The organism is Taibaiella koreensis (assembly GCF_003545715.1).
Classification (GTDB): Bacteria; Bacteroidota; Bacteroidia; order Chitinophagales; family Chitinophagaceae; genus Taibaiella; species Taibaiella koreensis.
Genome location: NZ_QVNU01000004.1, coordinates 527,595 through 547,281, shown reverse-complemented (window position 1 = coordinate 547,281; position 19,687 = coordinate 527,595). Strand labels below are relative to the sequence as shown.

Sequence of the window (19,687 nt, the reverse complement as noted above, 5' to 3'; positions counted from 1 at the left end):
ATGAAGCGTGTGATCGTGTGCTTTAGCCTGTGCACTGTTGTCTGCCACCAGGCCCAATCCCAGAACATGGACATCGATTTGCTGCGTAAATTCAATGCGCGCAATCCCACCGGACAAACCTATTGGCTCCAAACGAGCAATTCGGTGTATTATGCCGCGCCGACGATTACGGCAGGTTCGCTGGCCTATGGCCTTATCTACAAAGACAAGCAAGCCATAAAGAACAGCTTTGAGTCGGCATTAAGCATCGGTATCTGCCTGGCCGTTTCCGGAGGCGTCAAAAGCCTGGTCAACCGCGAGCGGCCGGCCCAGCGGTATCCCGATCTGATCAATTCCAGCACGGAGTCTTATGGAAAATCTTTTCCTTCCGGACACACGACCCTTGCTTTTGCGACGGCCACCACCTTATCTTTGCAATACAAAAAATGGTATGTTACGGTACCTGCCTTTGCCTGGGCTGCCTCTGTTGGCTATTCCAGGATGCGGCTGGGCCGGCACTATCCCACCGATGTCGCCGCCGGGGCGCTCGTTGGGATTGGCAGTGGCTACCTTAGTCACTGGCTGACCAAAAAAATATTCAAATAAAAAAAACCGGGTCCATCTTTCGACCCGGTTTTTTGTTGACAACCAAACCAAACCTGCAATTGCCGCTTGCCTATGAAGCAATGTTTTACTGTCCTGTTCTTATTCTTTTGCAATGTTACCGCGCTACAGGCCCAGGACTCGGTCCGCTCGCGGGTGATCCTGATCGGCGACGCCGGTGAAATGGATGATCAGCAAAAGCTGGTGATCCCTCACGCTGCCGCACAGGTACTGCCAGGCAAGACCACGGTGCTCTATCTCGGCGATAACATTTATCCGCATGGTATGGGACTGCCCGGTAGCCCGGAAGAAAAACTAACGCAGGAGATACTGAAATCGCAATATCAGCCAATGCGGGAGCAGGGCGCGCCGGTGTATTTCGTGCCGGGCAACCACGACTGGGACCGTATGGGACCGCAGGGCCTGGCCAAGATCAAGCAGCAATGGCAATACCTGCAAAGCCAGGGCGATTCGCTGCTGCAGCTGGTGCCGCCCGACGGCTGCCCCGATCCCGTGGCCATTCCCATATCCGACAGCCTGGTCGTGATCGCACTCGACAGCGAATGGTGGCTATATCCCTTCGATAAAGAGAACAAGGATGCCGATTGCGATTGCCGCTCGACCACCGATGTGGTAAATGCCCTGCAGGAGCTTTTTTATCAAAATCGTTACAAGACCATCCTGCTGGCCACGCACCATCCCTTTCAGAGTTACGGCACGCATGGCGGCTATTTCTCCTGGAAGGACCATATTTTCCCGCTTACGGTGGTGAGCAAGAACCTGTATGTGCCCTTGCCGGGTATCGGGAGCATTTATCCTTTGTTCCGCAAATACTTTACCAATCCGGAAGATGTGCGGCATCCCCTGTACCAATACATGATCAAAAGTGTAGATAATGTATTCCGGGACTTTCCCAATCTCATTCACGTTTCAGGCCATGAGCACGGTTTGCAGCTGATCGACAACAAAAAGGATAACCAGTTCCAGATCGTGAGCGGCGGCGGCGCCAAAGAGAATTATACCATTAAGGGAAAGCATTCCTTATTTGGCACCGCTACCCAGGGTTACGTTCTGGCCGACCAGCTGTACAACAACGACGTCCGTTTTACTTTCTATACCTACCAGGATGGTAAAGTAACCGAAGCATTCCGTTTTACCCGTCCTTACAAGCCTTTTAAGCCTAAAGAGGGCGCCGCGTTCAAATCCATCACAGGCGACAGCACCGTGGCCCAAGCCCATGCTGCCTATGCCAATGACGGAAAATTATACCAGCTGGTGTTCGGAAAGAATTACCGCAAAGAGTGGACCCAGCCCGCAATGCTGCCGGTACTCCGTGTCTCGGAGATTGCCGGTGGTCTTAAGCCGGTAAAGCTGGGCGGTGGTTTCCAGTCGACATCTTTACGCCTGCAAGATGCAAATGGCAAAGAGTATGCGCTGCGTACCGTGGAAAAAAAGCCCGACCTGGTAGTGCCTGTGCCTTTTCAGGGCACCTTTGTGCGGGAGCTGCTCGACGATGCTACCAGCGCACAGCATCCCTATTCGGCGTTAATTGTTGCGCCGGTAGCCAAAGCATTGGATGTGCCGCATTCGGTACCGGTAATCGGTGTGGCCGCCCCCGATAGCAGTCTGGGTATGTACCGCAAGCTGTTTGAAGGCAAAGTAAGCCTGCTGGAGGAAAGAGAGCCCCTGGGCAAATCGGAGAACTATATCAAAATGCTGAAGGATCTGCAAAAAGATAACGATAACAGCTATGACGCCTACAATTTTCTGAAAGCCCGTATGATCGATGTCCTGTTTGCCGACTGGGACCGTCATGGTGATCAATGGCGTTTTTTTAATAAAAATGGTAAGGACGAAGACAAATATTTTGTTGCTATTCCCCGTGACCGGGACATGGTGCTCAACATTACGCAAGGCATATTGCCCACGGCGATCAAACGTTTGTTTGTGATGCCACGGGTCTATGGCTTTAAGGGCAATGTAAAAACCGGCGCCAATCACTATCTCTATAAATCGGCCTTCCTGAACGCGCACCCTGCGAGCCAGATGAGCCACGACGAATGGCTGCGCGCCGAGCAGGAATTTAAAACACAGGTGACCGACGCTGTGCTGGAAGAAGGTTTGCAGCAACTGCCCAAAGATATCTATCCTTTACGGCACGACTGGCTTCTGTCGGCCCTGAAGCAGCGGCGCGACGGTATGGCAGAGGCCATGGAAGGCTATTACCGCTTCAGCAACAATATCGTCGATATCCATACCAGCAACAAGAACGAATTCGTGCTCGCCGAAGATGTGCCTGGTAAAAATGCAACACACCTGCTGATACGGAAGATCAATAAATCGGGCGAGCTAAAGGATACGCTTCTCGATAAAGTATATCCGCGCAGCCTTACCCGCGAGCTGCGCCTGTACATTGGTAAGGGCGACGACAGCCTGGTGGTGAATACACCGCATTCAGGCGTTAAGCTGCGGGTGATCGGCGGCAAGGGCGATAAAGCCTACAACATTATCGACAGCCGTAAACGGATCAAGTTGTACGACCGCGAAGAGGAACGTTACTATGGACGCACAGGCAAGCTCGCGAAACACCTGCGCGACGACAGTCTCAATACGGCCTTTACGCCGGTAAACCTGTACCACACCAGTTTGCCGCTCATCACGGCGGCCATCAACCCCGACGATGGGCTATCTCTGGGCCTGGGTATGCGGCTTACCCGGCAAAAGGGGTTCCGGCAATTGCCTTATGCCGCCCTGCACCAGTTCATGCTGTCCCACTCGTTCAGTACCGAGGCATTCCATATCCGCTACAACGGGGAATTTATCAAAGCCATCGGCAATGCCGATGTGGTGATCGACGCCAATATTAAGGCGCCCGATAATACCCAGAACTTCTTCGGCCGTGGCAACGAAACGGAATTCGACAAGACAGGCAATTTCAAACGCTACTACCGTACCCGGTTCAACCTGATCGATATTTCCACCGCCCTCCGCTGGCGCGGCGAAAAGGGCAGCGCTTTAAGCATTGGACCCTCCGTGGAGTATTATCACCTTAACGATCATGAGAACGACGGTCGCTTTATTGAACAGACCAGTAAACTGAACAGCTATGACAGCGCCATCGTAGAGAAGGATAAAACGCACCTGGGCCTTATTATCGCCTATACCCTCGACCAGCGCAACGATAAAATATTGCCGCGCTGGGGTACTTATGTCAACATAGAACTGCAGGGATATACCGGTTTGAACAGCTATTCCCGGTCCTTTATGCGCATTGTGCCGGAGATTGCCTTGTACAAGAGCCTGAATGCCCGGCAGACCATCGTCCTGGCCGACCGTTTTGGGGGTGGCATAAGTATTGGAAATCCAGCGTTTTACCAATCCATGTTCCTCGGCGGTCAGGGAAATTTATTGGGGTATCGACAATATCGCTTCGCCGGGCAGCATTCTTTGTATAATAATCTGGAACTTCGTATATCCTTAGCTGACTTCGGCAATTATATATTCAAAGGCCAGTTTGGGATTGCGGGTTTTTATGACATCGGAAGAGTGTGGGTGAGCGGCGAGCAATCGGATAAGTGGCACAATGGGGTCGGGGCAGGCTTATTCCTTTCCCCGGCTAATCTTGCTGTATTCCGGGTCAATATGGCCTATTCGGAAGAAGGCTGGTATCCCAATTTTGCGATGGGTTTCCGCTTTTAACGGCGGGCAGCTGCTTAAAATAAACAGAACAATGAAGACCAATCTATTAAATTTAATTGATAATGAATTTCCCTTCCAGCGGGTACATTCGGTGCTTTCAGTAGCGCCCTTTGTCCGCTTTTTGAAGGAGAAAATAAACAACGGTGGCTCCGGAGTGCGCGTACAGCAGCTCCGGTACGTGATCGATCGCATCATGGCATTCCCCGGCTGGGACCAGGAGATACCTCTGGACCAGGTGGAAGCCTATCGGGAGCTGTTTGAGCTCATCTATATTACCCTGGCAGCGCCTATTGTCGACGAAAATGAAGACCTGTGGGCGCTTTCGGTACCGTTTAACCCTCAGCTGTTTTTTGGTACCAATGCGCTTTATGCTTTCCTGGAAAATGGAATGGGCGGCATTAAAAAAGGAGTAATGCCGGCGGTCGATCTCGAAGAAAAGCGTAAAATGCGCCTGGCCAATATATATAGCCTGGCGCTGCAAAAGCTCTATGGCTTTTCTTTCGCGCCGGTGCAGAACGAAATGATCCATCACATCAGGGACGAGCATACGGGACTTAATAAATATTATCGCCTGGAAGTGGACACACGCTTTCTCGACGTAAGCTATGAAGATGTATTGCCGGAGATCAATTTCGAGAACATCAGGCTTTCGGAAGACAGCAAGTTTGGCGCGCTTGAGATACTACAGCGCTTTTTGCCCCTGGATCGCTTCCGCTTCGACGGTTTTGCTATTATCGGTATCAAAGATATTACCGCACAATATGTGCTGGAGCATATCAAAGATGTTATCGTGAACCTGGCGCCGGGTCAGATGATCTATGCCGATATCACCTCTTCCCTCAAGGAGCTGATGGGCAACAACCTGCTGGACATAGAGCTAACGCCGGTGATCAAGCTGAACGGCAAGCTGGTGACCAATTGTTTCGACGGGCTGAATGAGAATATGCAGCAGGTATGCAGCCGCTATAATATGTCGATGAACGCTTACGTGGAAACCATACAGCGTTATTCGGCCGATCCGCAGATTATCTTCCGCAAAAATGTAAGCGAGGTTGTCGACGGAGAGGATGATTTTTATCCAGTACTGCGTGAGATCGGTGTGGAAGGCCTCGCCGTGCTGCCTATCTTTTTCCAAAAACAATTGGTGGGTATGCTTACGGTGTACAGCCGGGAAAAGAATGTGCTTAACGAGAATATGCTGTCGGCACTGGAACCCGCTATCCCGCTGCTGGAGCAATTGCTGCAAACCTCGATCGACGATTACAATATTACCCTGGACAATACCGTGAAGGAGAAATTTACCTCGCTGCAGCCCGCGGTGGAATGGCGTTTCAACGAAGTCGCCTTCGACTACCTGCAACAGCGCAAGATGGACCCCAGGGCCGAGGTAGCGCAGGTGTACTTCTCCGATGTAAACCCGCTGTACGGCGCTATCGATATCCGCAACTCTACCCTGGAGCGGAACAACGCGCTGCGCCTGGATATGCAGCGCCAGCTCGAGATACTCATCAGCACGCTGGATCAGCTGCGCGATCACCGAGATATGGGGCTCACCAGCGAAATGATCTTCAAGAGCCGTAAATGGCTGGAGCAGATCAGGGATTTTATTTCTTCCGACGATGAGTTCCAGCTTAACCTCTACTTCGAGGAAGAGATCATGCCCTTCCTGGGACATTTCCGTCTGACGCATCCCCGCACGGCATCCATTATCGACCATTATTTTACCGCTATCGCCCCGGGTGGTGTAGCGCATAACAACCGCAAGGCCCTTGAAGACTCGCTGCAGATGCTGAACCGTACTATCGGCAACCTGCTCGAGCAGATGAACGTCGAAATACAAGGCACTTATCCCTGCTATTTCGAAAAATTCAGGAGCGATGGTATCGAGTATGATATCTATATCGGACAATCCATTACTCCCGACAAGGAGTTCCACCCTTTGTACCTGAAGAACCTGCGCCTGTGGCAGCTGAACTCAATGGCCATTATAGCCCGGCTCACACACAACCTGCAGGCCGAGCTACCCCGCAAGCTGGAGACCACACAGCTGATCTTTGTACATGCCAATACTATCGACATCAGCTTCCGTAACGACGAGCACCGTTTCGATGTGGAAGGCGCCTATAACATCCGCTACGAAATGATCAAGAAGCGGATTGATAAGGTGCTGATCAAAGATAGCAACGAACGCCTCACACAGCCGGGAAAGATCGCTATGGTCTATTTTCAGCCCAAGGATGTGGAAGAATATATTTCGCATATCCATTACCTGCAGGACCAGCATATACTTACCGACGAGATCGAATTCCTGGAGCTGGAAGAGCTGCAGGGCGTGAACGGGCTCAAAGCCATCAGGGTAAGCGTAGTGATCCCAGAAAATGCGGCGGACAATGGCCGTACGCTTGACGAAGAGCAGGAACATGCGGTAAGCCTCAGCCGGAAGTAAGGAATGAATAATACAAGATAATCTGGAACCGGTCCACACTGTGGGCCGGTTTTCTTTTTACTGACTATCCCGATATAGGAAACAAAGCCGGTCCTTGAGCTTGTCGAAAGGACAAAGATGTTGCTTCGACAGGCTCAGCAACCGTTATTTAAAAGCAAATTGTATCCTGTTTCCTCTATCGGGATAGTCATTCTTTTTTTCAGCAGTGCCGGTCGGAACGCGATAGCGGTCTGAACGGAGAGAAGGATTCGCAGCGCCACGAGAAAAACAAAACAGCACTGCCGAAAAGCAATGCTGTTTTGTAACATGGGCAAAAGCTGGTCTTAGCAGCCGGTAACACCGAGTATCGTGCATACGCAGTAAGAATACTGGTTGGTCTGCAGGCAGGCCGTATGCGCGGTATCGTAGCAAATAAAAACGGCAGAGGGACACTGTGCCGTGTAAGGGCCGGCAGTGCAGCCTTTTTCCAGGGTTGCTCCGCCTTTTACAGCAGCTTGTTGGTTGTCGCTCAGGTTAGCAACCGTTTCTTTGCCCAGGAATAATTTCTTTGAGAAGTTGATCTGCTTCTTTTTCATAAGATGATGTTTAGTTCCTCAAAGCTAACCAGGCGCACTGCAGAAACGGTGCAGTGTCGCCCTTAGGGGAGGCGGCGACATGGATATGTGGGATAGGCCGGAAGCAGCAGCTTATTTGCCATCCGCCTGGCACATCGGGATCTTTTGTTTTTGCATCCGGAAATAATGGTAATACGCTTTTATGCAGGGAAATGATTTAATTTTAAGTGCCTATCCGCATATAGAAAACCAGCCAAAACAGGAGCAATGAAAAAAGATCCTTTTGGTTAATGATTAAAACGTTATTTATGATCTTATGCCCGGCAATGCTGCATTAAAGTTGATACCTGTTTTTAAGCCCGGGTGCGCCGGCCATAAAAAAACAGCGGAGCATTGTTTTTTTGCCGCCTTTTTTGCTTCTTTTTTGGCGGAGCAACTTTTCTCATGAGCACCATAACAAGCAATAAACATAGATTGCGAATAAAAAAGAAGAAGATGATGACATCAAATAAAAATGGATAAAGCAAAGCGTGCTGGCTAGTATTTATAGACGTGCAACGCTTTATTTCCTTTATCCGGACAGCCACTTAATTTTAAAAAGACAGAGCGCGTGCCTTTCGTCACTTCTAAAAGAATTTTATCATGAATTTGTTTCAACAGCTTCGTTACAAAACAAGAATTGGCCTCTTGCTGGCTGCCCTGTTGATTTGTTTATTACTGAATAATATCATTAACCAGTCTAACTTTGAACATATCGAAAAGGCAGCAACGTCTATTTATGAAGACCGGTTATTGCCCTCTACCTATATTTTTGAACTGCGCGAATATGTATACAAACGAAGACAGTTGACACAGACAGCCGACTACAGTGAAGGATCGAATATAGCGATGAAGTGCAGCGAAGCCATTACGGCGCTTATAGACAAATATGAGCACACGGTACTGACCCCGGAAGAAAGTATTCATTTGCGGTCGTTGAAATCGAATATCACACTTTTTATTAACGCTCCGAAAGAAGAGCAACACTTTGGGAACACCCTGGAGAATCTGAACGATCTTCTTCGGATACAATCCCGGGAAGGCCGTTATTTAAAAGCAGATATGGTAAGCAAAGTACGTGGTTCCACGTTTTTGTCCTACGTCGAAGTTTGTTTGCTGATCATCATCGGGGCTATTACTCTTTCGCTGATTGGCTTCTCGAAGAATATATTCAGTCAGAAAATGCCTCCGGACCCATCGCTTAACTAAGAGAAGGTTGATCGTGGTTGGTTTTCCTGGCATAGACAGCAAATGAAACATGCTTTAAGCGCTATACCTACTGGTAAAGATCTGCATGCGTCGCCGGTACTGCCCTGCCATAAGTTTCACATTATTATGTAGCTACATTATCAGCCGATAACCGTATGTTTGCAGTACTGAAAATAGTTGATACTGTCGTCAACTATTTTCATAAATGATTGTTTTACAATAAGTATTGGAAAATACTATAGAACTATCAGGTTATAATTTCATTTTCCGGCAGGCAAAATTTGGTGAATCGCTTCGGGCGATATTACCTTTGCCTAACGGTGTTAAATATTTTAGGATTGTAAAATTACAGTGATGGGAAGCAAAGACCGTATCCTGCGTTTAAAAGAAGAAACCAGATGTAATATTCTCGACGCAGCGCTAACAATAGGAAAAGAAGAAGGGTGGCAGGCGCTGAGTATGCGTAAGATTGCAGATAAAATAGAGTACACCGCCCCGATTATTTACGAGTATTTTTCGAATAAGGATGCCCTGCTTTCGGAGGTGACGAAGAAGGGTTTTACGCTCTTATCGATGGAGATGCAAAAGGCCAAGGCCCGGCACGATACGCCGGCCCGGCAGCTTGAGGCCATGTGGATGGCTTACTGGGATTTTGCTTTTGCCGAGAAAGAGTTTTACCAGCTGATGTTTGGTGTGGAGATGAACTGTTGTATGGACCAGGTAACGCTGAGCGACGATGTGGCCAAACCTTCGGACCTGATCTGGGATGTGATGCGTGAACTGACGAAGGACAAGGATCCCGGCGACGACTATATCTGTAAATGGTATTACACATTCTGGTCGGTAGTGCATGGTTTGATCTCGATCAATATCGTACGCCAGGGCGTTTCGGACGAGATCAACCAGAGGGTCCTTTCCGACGCGATAACGGGCATCATTAATGTGATTTCGAAATAGCTTTTTTTTTGTTTGATACAATTAACACCGTTAAATAAAATAACAGGAAATCCGGTCTCCGGATTCCCTGGGAATTAAAAGCCAAAAACAATTAACCAATAGACATATATCGCATGCATCAACCAACCGCACATTGACGACCTATGAAGATCCATAGTCCTCAGCCCCGATAAACCACGCGCTTACCCCCGTTCCTCAACTGTCATAATTACCCCAACCAAACCCTAACCAACAGTACCCGCATTCCGTTCTGTATGTCATTGTTCATGCGCGAACGTATATCTGCGGTCTTTTCGTACTCTTATACTTAACATTGTTAAATAATTTATTGCTGTTATGAAACTTGTCCCTTTATTTAGTCTCCTGGTCCTGTTGTATAGTTGCTCGTCTAAACCTGCTGAAACCGCGGCGCCCCCAGCCCAACTGCCGGTAATGTCGGTAGTGTCGGCGCCCGCAACGACTTACCAGGAGTTCAATGCCTCGCTGGAAGGTACGGTCAACGTAGAGATCCGTCCGCAGGTAGATGGTTACCTCGAAAAGATTTATGTCGATGAAGGTGCCTTTGTCAAAGCAGGTCAACCTTTGTTCAAGATTAATGAAAGGGTGTACAGCGAGCAGCTGAACAATGCCCGCTCCTCTTTAATGGCTGCACAAGCCAATATGGAAAAGGAGCAGGTGGAGATCGATCGCTTGCAGCCGCTGGTAACCAACAAAGTGGTGTCTGATGTGCAAATGAAAACCGCCAGGGCCAACTACGAAGCGGCGAAAGCTTCCGTGGCGCAAGCCCGCGCCATGGTGGGCAGCGCACAGATCAATGTAGGCTATACGCTCATCTCAGCACCGGTAAGCGGCTATATCGGCAGAATACCCTTCAAGACCGGTAGCCTGGTAGGCCGTGGTGAAACACAGCCTCTGACTATGTTGTCGGATGTGAAGAAGATGTACGCTTATTTCTCCATGAGCGAGCAGGACTTTATCGCATTTAAAAATAAATTCCCCGGCGCTACCCTGGAAGAGAAACTGAAACAGGTGCCCGAGGTAGAGCTGGTGATGGCCGATAATAGCGTGTTTGAACAAAAAGGAAAGATTGAAACTATCGAAGGCCAATTTGACAAGACGATGGGTGCGATCAGCTTCCGCGCTACGTTCACCAACGACAACGGTGTTCTCAGAAGCGGTAACACGGGTAAAATAAGAATACCCCAGTTGTTCCAGTCGGCGCTGATCGTGCCGCAGGAAGCGACTTTCGAGATACAGGACAAGGTGTTTGTCTATACCGTAGCCGACAGCAATAAGGTAGTCAGCAAGCCAATCCGTATCCTCGGTAAGACCGCCAGCTATTATTTCGTGGACAATGGTGTACGCACTGGCGACAAGATCGTTCTGTCGGGCATCGGCAACCTGAGGGACGGTGTGGTTATTGCGCCGCAGATGGTAACCGCCGATAGCGTGCTCAAGACGAAGTCGCTGTAAGGTAATCAACACGACCGTTCTTTTTTCTAGCGATTGAAGCTGTAATGCGCTGCCATAGCGATTTACAGCCTGCGTTCCCCGGCCGTTGGCCTGGTGAATAGCGTTGACCGGTTCAACGTTCCTGAATTCTTTTTGCCCCAATCAAGCTGCCTTGCAGCTGTAAAAAACATACGTTCATGCTCAAAAAATTCATTGAAAGACCGGTACTCTCTACCGTTGTTTCTATTATCCTGCTTTTGCTGGGCGGCCTCTCACTGATGTCGCTGCCCATCACGCTGTTCCCCGACATTGCGCCGCCAAGCGTGCTGGTAACGGCTGCTTATCCCGGTGCGAATGCCGAGGTGGTAGCGCGTTCCGTAGCTACGCCACTGGAAGAGGCGATCAACGGTGTGGAGAACATGACCTACATGACCTCCAACTCGAATAACGACGGTACCATGACGCTTACCGTTTACTTCAAGCAGGGTACCAATCCCGATATCGCTGCGGTGAACGTGCAAAGCAGGGTATCCAAGGCAACCAGCCAGATCCCCCAGGAGGTAGTACAGGCGGGCATTTCCACCCAAAAGCAACAGAACAGCATCATTATGTTCGTGGCCTTGTCCAGTACCGACAGCACTTATGACGAGACCTTCCTGCAAAACTATATCAAGATCAATATGATCCCGCAGGTACAGCGTATTCCCGGCGTAGGCCAGGCGCAGATCTTCGGTTCCAAGGATTATTCCATGCGTATCTGGCTCAATCCCGATCGCCTGGCCGCCAACAGCCTTTCGCCCAACGATGTAACCCGCGCGATCCGCGATCAAAGCGTGGAAGCGGCTCCGGGCCGTTTCGGTGAAGGCAGCAAAGAAGTATTCGAATACGTATTGAAGTACAAAGGCAAGCTTAACAAGAACGAAGACTACGAGAACATTATCATCAAGGCCAATTCTGATGGCTCCATGCTGCGCCTGAAAGACGTGGCCAGGGTTGAGTTCGGTTCTTATACCTACTCGTCTATGGGCCGTTTGAACGGTGGCCCTACATCGGGTTTCGCTGTATTCCAGACTGCAGGTTCCAATGCCAACGATATCCTTACCGAAGCAGAACGCCAGATAAAGCAATTCCAGTCCGAATTGCCCAAGGGTGTTAAGGCGACGATTATGTACAACTCCAAAGAGTTCCTGGACGCCTCCATACACCAGGTAGTGGAGACACTGCTTATCGCCTTTATCCTGGTATTTATCGTGGTGTTTATCTTCCTGCAGGATTTCCGCTCTACGCTGATTCCCGCGATAGCAGTGCCTGTGGCGATTATCGGTACCTTCTTCTTCATGCAGTTGTTTGGTTTTACCATCAACCTGCTTACCCTGTTTGCCCTGGTACTGGCTATTGGTATCGTGGTGGATGATGCGATCGTGGTGGTGGAGGCCGTGCACTCAAAGATGGAGCGCACCCGGCTGTCGCCACGAAAGGCAACCATACAGTCGATGAACGAGATATCGGGTGCCATCATTTCGATCACTTTGGTCATGGCCGCGGTGTTCGTACCGGTAGGCTTTATGCAAGGCCCTGCAGGGGTATTTTACCGGCAGTTTGCTTTTACACTGGCTACCGCGATCCTGATCTCGGCGTTGAATGCATTGACCCTTAGCCCGGCGTTGTGTGCGCTGTTCCTCAAGGATACGCACCATGGCGAAGGCCACGAGAAGAAAGGCTTTATGGCCCGCTTCTTTGCCGCTTTCAACGCAGGTTTTAAGACGTTGACCACTAAATATGGTCACAGCCTTCGCTTCCTTATACGCCGCAAATGGCTTGCTATAGGCGGCCTGGCAGTGATCGTGATTGCAACCTTTGTCATGATGAAAAGCTCTCCTACAGGCTTTATTCCTACCGAAGACCAGGGCTTTATCCTGTATGCGGTGAATACCCCTCCGGGTAGCTCACTTGAAAGAACGCACAAGGCTATGGCAGCGATCGACAGCATTGTGAAGACAGAGCCCGCGACACAGAACCGTTATGTTATCGATGGTCTGAACTTCATTTCCAATGCCAACGCATCGCCGTATGGCGCCGGCTTTATCCGTGTGAAACCGCATGGCGAAAGAGGTAAGGTAGAAGACATTAATATGATCGCCAATACGCTGGCCCAGAAGGTGAGCAGCGTAAAGGATGCCAATACCTTCTTCTTTACGTTCCCGACTGTACAGGGTTTTGGTAATGTGAGCGGCTTTGAGTTTATGCTCCAGGACCGTACGAATGGCTCTCTGCAGGATCTGGGCAATAATGCCTGGGCTTTTATCGGCGAGCTGATGAAGCGTAAAGAGATCGCAGCAGCCTTCACCACCTTCGCAGCAGGCAACCCGCAGTATAAGATAGAGATCGACAATATGAAAGCGATGCAGCTGGGCGTACCGATCAGTGAATTGCTGCAGACCCTGCAGATCTATTATGGTAGTAGTTTCGTTTCAGACTTCAACCGCTTTGGTAAGTACTACAGGGTAATGGCACAGGCAGATATTGCTTACCGTTCCGACATCCAATCGCTCAATGGTATCTATGTGAAGAACAACAAAGGCGAAATGGTTCCGGCCAATACGATGGTGACCCTGAAGCGTGAATACGGTCCTGAGACAGTAACACGTAACAACCTGTACAATGCAGTAACGATCAACGGCGCACCCAAGCCCGGATATAGCACCGGCGATGCCATCAAAGCAATCGAAGAGACCGCCAAGAAATCGCTTCCCCGCGGTTATGCCTACGAATGGACCGGCATGACCCGTGAGGAGATCAAGACAGGTAACCAGATCGTGTTCATCTTTATACTGAGCATCATCTTTGTATACTTCCTGCTGGCAGCGCAATACGAAAGCTATATCCTGCCGCTGTCGGTGATCCTTTCGGTGCCCACAGGTATCCTGGGAGTGTTCCTGTTTATTGGTATGGCCGGCATCGATAACAATATCTATGTTCAGGTAGGTCTGATCATGCTGATAGGCCTGCTGGCCAAGAATGCGATCCTGATCGTGGAGTTTGCAGTGCAACGGCGAAGAGCCGGCATGCGCCTGCTGGAAGCGGCGCTGGAAGCAGCAAGGCTCAGGCTACGTCCCATCCTCATGACTTCTTTCGCCTTCGTGGTGGGTATGTTGCCGCTGGTATGGACTTCAGGCGCATCGGCCATGGGTAACCACTCTATCGGGTGGAGCGCAGTAGGCGGCATGCTTACCGGCGTTATCCTGGGTGTATTTATCATACCGGTGCTGTTCGTTATCTTCCAGTACCTGCAGGAGAAAGTGACCGGCAGGCCCGGCCCCAGGGTTTCTGAAGAAGAAACGGAAACAGAAGTCGCTGCTGCGACCACTTATTAAGGATTTGTATTAACAACCAATTTTTAGCAGACATGAAATCATATATCAGTAAATATCTCCTGGTCGTAACGGCAATGGCAACCCTTAGCGCCTGTAAGGTGTCGAAAGACGTAGCTACGCCGGATACCGGCCTGCCGGATAGTTACAGAGGGGTCACTGTAACAGGAGCCCCGCATACCGATACGCAAACCATAGCCGATCTGCCCTGGAAAAGCTTCTTTGCCGACCCTTCGCTGCAGAAGCTGATCGGACAGGCCATTGAGAAGAACTTCGACATGCAGCTTGCACTGAAAAACATAGAAGCGTCACAGCTCCTGTATAAACAGGTCAACTGGAATTATGCGCCCGACATACGGCTACAGGTAGGCGCGGCTTCCAACCGGCCTTCAGACAACAGCCTGAACGGGATCAGCGCCAACCAATTCCTGAAGACCAATCATATTGAAGATTACAATGCCAGCATAGGATTGAGCTGGGAAGCGGATATATGGGGCAAGATCAGGAATCAGAAACGTAGCGCCCTGGCGGCTTACCTGCAAACAGAAGAAGCCCGCAAGGCTATTCAGACCAATATCGTTGCTAATGTGGCCCGGGGTTATTACAACCTGTTGATGATGGATGCACAGTTGGAAGTGGCCCGCAAGAACCTGGTGCTGAACGATAGTACCCTGCGCATGATACAATTGCAGTTTGATGCCGGCCAGGTTACTTCGCTGGCTGTTCAGCAGGCCACAGGACAACGCCTGGTGGCGGCGCAGCTGGTGCCTTTGCTGGAGCAGAACATTACGGTGCAAGAAAATGCATTGAGCGTATTGAGCGGTGTGCTGCCTACAGTTGCTGAGCGCCAATCTACGCTGAACAGCACACCAGTAGCGAAGAGCCTCGCGACTGGCTTTCCTTCGGCGATGCTGGGCCACAGGCCCGATGTACGTAGCTCTGAGTTGGATCTGACGGTGGCTAACGCCAAGGTAGGGATCAGTAAGGCCAATATGTATCCTACACTCAGCATTACGGCCAGCGGTGGGGTCAATTCCTTTAAGGCCAGCAATTGGTTCAATATACCGGCATCATTATTCGGTACGGTGGCAGGCAACCTGGTGCAGCCCCTCCTTAACAAACGCCAGCTGAAGACGCAGTTTGAAGTGGCGAAGATAGAACGCGAGCAGAGCGTCATCCGTTTCCGGCAGACGGTATTGTTTGCCGTAGGCGAAGTATCCGACGCTCTGGCCCGATTGGAAAAACTGCAAAGCCAGTATGATTTTGCCGTGCAGCGGGTCGATGCCCTGCAGCAGGCTACCGGCAATGCCGGGATGTTGTTCCAGAGCGGTATGGCCAGCTATCTTGAAGTGATCACGGCGCAAAGCAATGTGTTGCAGAGCGAGCTGGAAGTCGCTACGCTTAAAAGAGATCAGCTGATCGCTGCTGTTGACCTGTACCGTTCACTGGGAGGCGGCTGGAAGTAAGAGGCGGTTGCTGAACTTGTCGAAGCAACCAAGGCTAATGTTGTCCTTTACCTTTGGTGAGAAAAGTTCGACAGGTTCAGGGACCAGATGGGAAAGGCCCGGTTGCTGAGCCCGTCGAAGCAATAGGACATTGAATTTTACTAATTTTTTAAAACGAATGAAATGGGAAGCCCTTTTAAAGTAAACGCATTGGAGGCCGCGGCTGTGGTTACCCGCAGCGGCGCTGAAACAGGAGGAGCTTATGCAGAAGTACTGTCTGTACTGCCCCGTTGCACCGAGGAATCTGCGCTGCACCGGCATCCGTTACAGACGATACAGCTGGAAGCCATCGACGGCAAGCTGGGTATTATGTTGCCCGACCGCAGGCTGATCATCAAGCCGGGACAATCTTTCGAGATCCCGCGCAATACGGAGCATGCCTTCTATAATGCAGATGAAAAAGCGGTCGTGTTCAGGAGCACCCTGAAACCCGCGCTGCATACGGAATGGCTGGCCCGCGAGCTAAAGGCGGTGACCAGCAGGAAAAGGTCCAGGCTGATGTCGGCTATTGAAGAATCATACATCCTGAACCAGATCAAGGGAGAGTACTATCGCTCCGGAATACCGGCAATAGGACATGCCCTGCTGGCCTTCGTAGGAAAGTTATTGGGCATCGATAAAAAGATCAGCCCTGTACACTGACAGAATGAGGAATGAGTGCTGTTGTTTTTTGCAAAAAGAGGCCCCTGTCCGGTATACGGAGGGGGCTTCTTCTTTATCGTTGCAGGTAGGCCTCTTTTGCCCGGGAAGACACAGCGGCACAAGAAGGCATATGCCAACCCTTTTATCGTTCAGACCGCTATCGCGTTCCGCTCAGATGGTTGTGTTGTCTCGCTGATTGGCCGGAACGGCCATAACCGGTCTGCACGATCAGTGGATTAAAGGAAACCTTTTTTGCTCGCAAAGACACAACGACACAAAGGCATATGTTTTTTTCTCGCAGCGATGCGGCGTCGCAGCGAGAAGTCTTTATTCCTATTGGTTAAGCGACCCTTTCCTGTTCAGGCCGCTATCAGGTTCCGCCCAGATGGTCGTGTTGCCTCGCTGATTGGCCGGAAAGGATGATCAGCAAACTATGTCTCCGGCTGCTCACTTATGCTTTCCCGGCGCAGCTTGCTATGCTTCCTGCCATACAGCCAATAGATGAGCATGCCGGCGGCCAGCCACAGCAAGAGGCGCAACCAGGTTTCCCAGGGTAGCGCGTACATCATGACTAGGCACGTGATAATGCCCAGTACCGGCACTACCGGCACCCATGGGGTTCTGAAAGGCCTCGGTATCTCCGGTTGTTTCCTGCGGAGAATAAGCACACCAAGGCAAACCATGACAAAAGCCAGCAGGGTGCCGATACTGGTCATCTCGCCAACGACTTGTATGGGAACAAAGGCGGCAAATAATGCAATGAACAATCCCAACACCGTATTGGCCTGCGAAGGCGTGCTGAACCTTGGATGCAGCCGGGAAAAGAGCCTGGGTAGCAGTCCATCACGGCTCATGGAATAGAACACCCGGGATTGCCCCAGCAGATCGACAAGGATAACGGAGGTGTACCCGATCAGTATGGCCAGAATAATGACAAAACTCAGCCACTCATAGGGTGTTTGTTGTATTGCTACAGCTACCGGCGCGGCGCTGTCTTTAAAAGCCTTGTAGGAAGCCAGCCCCGTCATTACATAGCCGAACAGCACAAACAGCAAGGTACAGATGAGCAGGGAGCCAATGATCCCAATAGGCATATTTCTTTGAGGGTTTTTCGTTTCCTGGGCCATGGTGGCGACAATATCGAAACCGATAAAGACAAAGAAGACAACGCCTGCGCCACGCAGTACCCCGCTCCAGCCAAAAGCGCCGAAGCTACCGGTATTGGCCGGAATATAAGGATGATAGTGCGCCGGGTTGATATAGCGCCAGCCCAGGGCAACGAAGAGTAGCACTACGCCCACTTTCAGCGCGACAACGATGATATTGAACAGGGCCGATTTTCTGACGCCGCGTATGATCAGCGCAGTAATGAGCAATACGATGAGGGCCGCCGGAAAATTGAGCCAGCCACGTAGTACCGTACCATCGCTCGCTATTGCAGTCTCGAAGGGAGAATGGATCAGTTCGTAGGGAAGCTGCAAGTGTATCTTTTCCAGGAACCGGGCGAGGTACTGCGACCAACTGATCGCCACGGTTGCGGCACCCACAGCGTATTCCAGCACCAGGTCCCAGCCGATGATCCAGGCAAATACTTCACCCAGCGTTGCATAGGCATAGGTATAAGCGCTGCCCGATACGGGAACCATTGCCGCAAATTCTGCATAGCACAGGGCGCTGAAAGCACAGCCTATGGCAGCGATAATAAACGATAGCGTAACGGCAGGCCCCGCATTATTGGCCGCAGCAATGCCGGTGAGCGAGAACAGGCCGGCGCCAATGATCACGCCGATACCAATAGCAATAAGGTTTACCGGACCCAGGCTTCTTTTCAGGGTATCGCTGTTTTGCAGGGAAGCCTCCTGTTGCAGCTTTTCGATCGATTTTTTCAACATAGCTATTAAAACTCTACGAGGTATTTGTCTGAACGTGGTGCGCCCGTCCATATTTTAAAGGAACGCCTGATGCGGACACGTAATCTTTTGCTAAGCTTGTATCCGGAAGCGTTGGTGAGCAATACGCCGGCCAGGATCACGGCGAGACCAGCCAGCTGGAATACACTCATATGTTCATCAATGAAGAGCCAGCCGGCCAATACAGCAACGATAGGATTGATGTAAGTATGGGTACTAACCAGCACCGGCGATTTGACGGACAGCAGCCAGATATAGGATAAGTAGGCGACGATCGATCCGAACAATACCAGGAAGACGAGGCCAAACCAGGATTGCAGCGGGACATTTGCCGGAACCCAATCCTGCCATTCCCCACGGAAAGCGCTGATCACCATCGCGGCGACCCCGGCGACCAGCAATTGCTGTGCGATATTCATAAAAGTAGAATGGTCGGCCCGGCGATGCTTGGCATATAGCGACCCCAATACCCAGGAGATGGAGCTGAGCGCCAACACGGCAAAGGCCAGAATGCGCACTGTATTGCCCGCCGGCCGGCCAGTGCCGCCTATACTATCGCTGAAGAACAGGAGCAATCCGGCAAATCCGACGAGCAGCCCGGCTATGGTAGGAAGATTGCTGAAGTAGCTGCGCCAGTTTTTACGATCCAGGGCGATGAACCAGAAAGGACCTGTGGCTATGGCAATTGCGGCCTCTGTGGCGCTGATGTATTGTTCGCCCCAGGCGACCAGGCCAGTGCCGCCGGTAAGAATAAGGATGCCGGTAATGCCGTTCCTGAGCCAGTTGGTACGCGACTGTGCGCTTTCTCCGCGGGAAAAACGCCAAAGCAATAGCAGCACGCCGGCTATGAGGAAGCGCAGGCCGGAAAGTAAAAAAGGGGGGATACCCCTGAGGCCATAGCTGATGGCCAGGAAAGTGGATCCCCAGATCAGGTAGACACTGGCAAAGGCCAGTAAGGTCAGTAGCTTTGTCTTTGTAGCGGGTAACATTTGTTTTGTATTAAGTCGTTGGACAAAGAGATGAAAATGAAAAAGGCCTTCTGCCGGTACGACAGAAGGCCTTGTGTATGCTGTGTGATTTTATGGATCAGGCACAACATCGCTGGCTCCGTCGCCGGAACAGGTACATACAACAGGGACAACAATGTGTGTGCAACAGCATATTCTGAGAAATAAAGTACATAAAAAAAGCCTTCCGGTAAGGAAAGGCAGCCTGGGAGACAACAATAATGAAGCGTCTATCAGCCTTTCCATAGCATAGCCATACACATACAACAATTGTTGCAGCATGCATTACTATTGATATGGCGGTATTGACTATT

Annotated in this window: 12 protein-coding genes; 9 read left to right on the top strand and 3 right to left on the bottom strand. The window is 50.6% G+C overall.

The window, feature by feature from the left end; all coding sequences use genetic code 11:
- From DZK30_RS16065 to DZK30_RS16055, 3 genes are all read left to right on the top strand, one after another.
- Positions 1 to 585 carry a phosphatase PAP2 family protein gene (locus tag DZK30_RS16065; protein ID WP_118975150.1) on the top strand — a complete coding sequence of 195 codons (585 nt, stop codon included), beginning with the start codon at positions 1 to 3 and terminating at the stop codon, positions 583 to 585.
- A gap of 72 nt (positions 586 to 657) precedes the next feature.
- The gene (locus tag DZK30_RS16060; RefSeq protein WP_118975149.1) at positions 658 to 4,281 is read left to right on the top strand and encodes a BamA/TamA family outer membrane protein; all 3,624 of its coding nucleotides are present in this window, start codon (positions 658 to 660) and stop codon (positions 4,279 to 4,281) included.
- A gap of 31 nt (positions 4,282 to 4,312) precedes the next feature.
- On the top strand, positions 4,313 to 6,727 hold the full coding sequence (locus DZK30_RS16055; protein WP_118975148.1) for a GAF domain-containing protein: 2,415 nt from the start codon (positions 4,313 to 4,315) through the stop codon (positions 6,725 to 6,727).
- Positions 6,728 to 7,050: 323 nt separating this feature from the next.
- Here DZK30_RS16055 and DZK30_RS16050 read toward each other — a convergent pair whose 3' ends face one another.
- Positions 7,051 to 7,302: a class I lanthipeptide gene (locus tag DZK30_RS16050; protein ID WP_118975147.1), complete on the bottom strand. Its 252-nt coding sequence runs from the start codon at positions 7,300 to 7,302 to the stop codon at positions 7,051 to 7,053.
- 621 nt (positions 7,303 to 7,923) lie between these two features.
- Here DZK30_RS16050 and DZK30_RS16045 point away from each other — a divergent pair.
- From DZK30_RS16045 to DZK30_RS16020, 6 genes are all read left to right on the top strand, one after another.
- The gene (locus tag DZK30_RS16045; protein WP_118975146.1) at positions 7,924 to 8,529 is read left to right on the top strand and encodes an MCP four helix bundle domain-containing protein; all 606 of its coding nucleotides are present in this window, start codon (positions 7,924 to 7,926) and stop codon (positions 8,527 to 8,529) included.
- A gap of 354 nt (positions 8,530 to 8,883) precedes the next feature.
- Positions 8,884 to 9,486 carry a TetR/AcrR family transcriptional regulator gene (locus tag DZK30_RS16040; protein ID WP_118975145.1) on the top strand — a complete coding sequence of 201 codons (603 nt, stop codon included), beginning with the start codon at positions 8,884 to 8,886 and terminating at the stop codon, positions 9,484 to 9,486.
- A gap of 336 nt (positions 9,487 to 9,822) precedes the next feature.
- Positions 9,823 to 10,959: an efflux RND transporter periplasmic adaptor subunit gene (locus DZK30_RS16035; protein WP_118975144.1), complete on the top strand. Its 1,137-nt coding sequence runs from the start codon at positions 9,823 to 9,825 to the stop codon at positions 10,957 to 10,959.
- Between the two features lie 176 nt (positions 10,960 to 11,135).
- Complete coding sequence (locus tag DZK30_RS16030; RefSeq protein ID WP_118975143.1) at positions 11,136 to 14,312, top strand: efflux RND transporter permease subunit; 3,177 nt, start codon at positions 11,136 to 11,138, stop codon at positions 14,310 to 14,312.
- Between the two features lie 32 nt (positions 14,313 to 14,344).
- Positions 14,345 to 15,775: a TolC family protein gene (locus DZK30_RS16025; protein ID WP_118975142.1), complete on the top strand. Its 1,431-nt coding sequence runs from the start codon at positions 14,345 to 14,347 to the stop codon at positions 15,773 to 15,775.
- Between the two features lie 162 nt (positions 15,776 to 15,937).
- Entirely contained in the window at positions 15,938 to 16,456 is a 519-nt protein-coding gene (locus DZK30_RS16020; RefSeq protein ID WP_118975141.1) for a cupin domain-containing protein, read from the top strand.
- Between the two features lie 431 nt (positions 16,457 to 16,887).
- On the opposite strand, the gene DZK30_RS16015 is transcribed toward DZK30_RS16020, so the two are convergent.
- Positions 16,888 to 18,348, bottom strand: a complete 1,461-nt coding sequence (locus DZK30_RS16015) for an amino acid permease (RefSeq protein WP_118975140.1) — start codon at positions 18,346 to 18,348, stop codon at positions 16,888 to 16,890.
- A gap of 5 nt (positions 18,349 to 18,353) precedes the next feature.
- The gene (locus DZK30_RS16010; protein ID WP_118975139.1) at positions 18,354 to 19,355 is read right to left on the bottom strand and encodes an EamA family transporter; all 1,002 of its coding nucleotides are present in this window, start codon (positions 19,353 to 19,355) and stop codon (positions 18,354 to 18,356) included.
- Between the last annotated feature and the right edge of the window lie 332 nt (positions 19,356 to 19,687).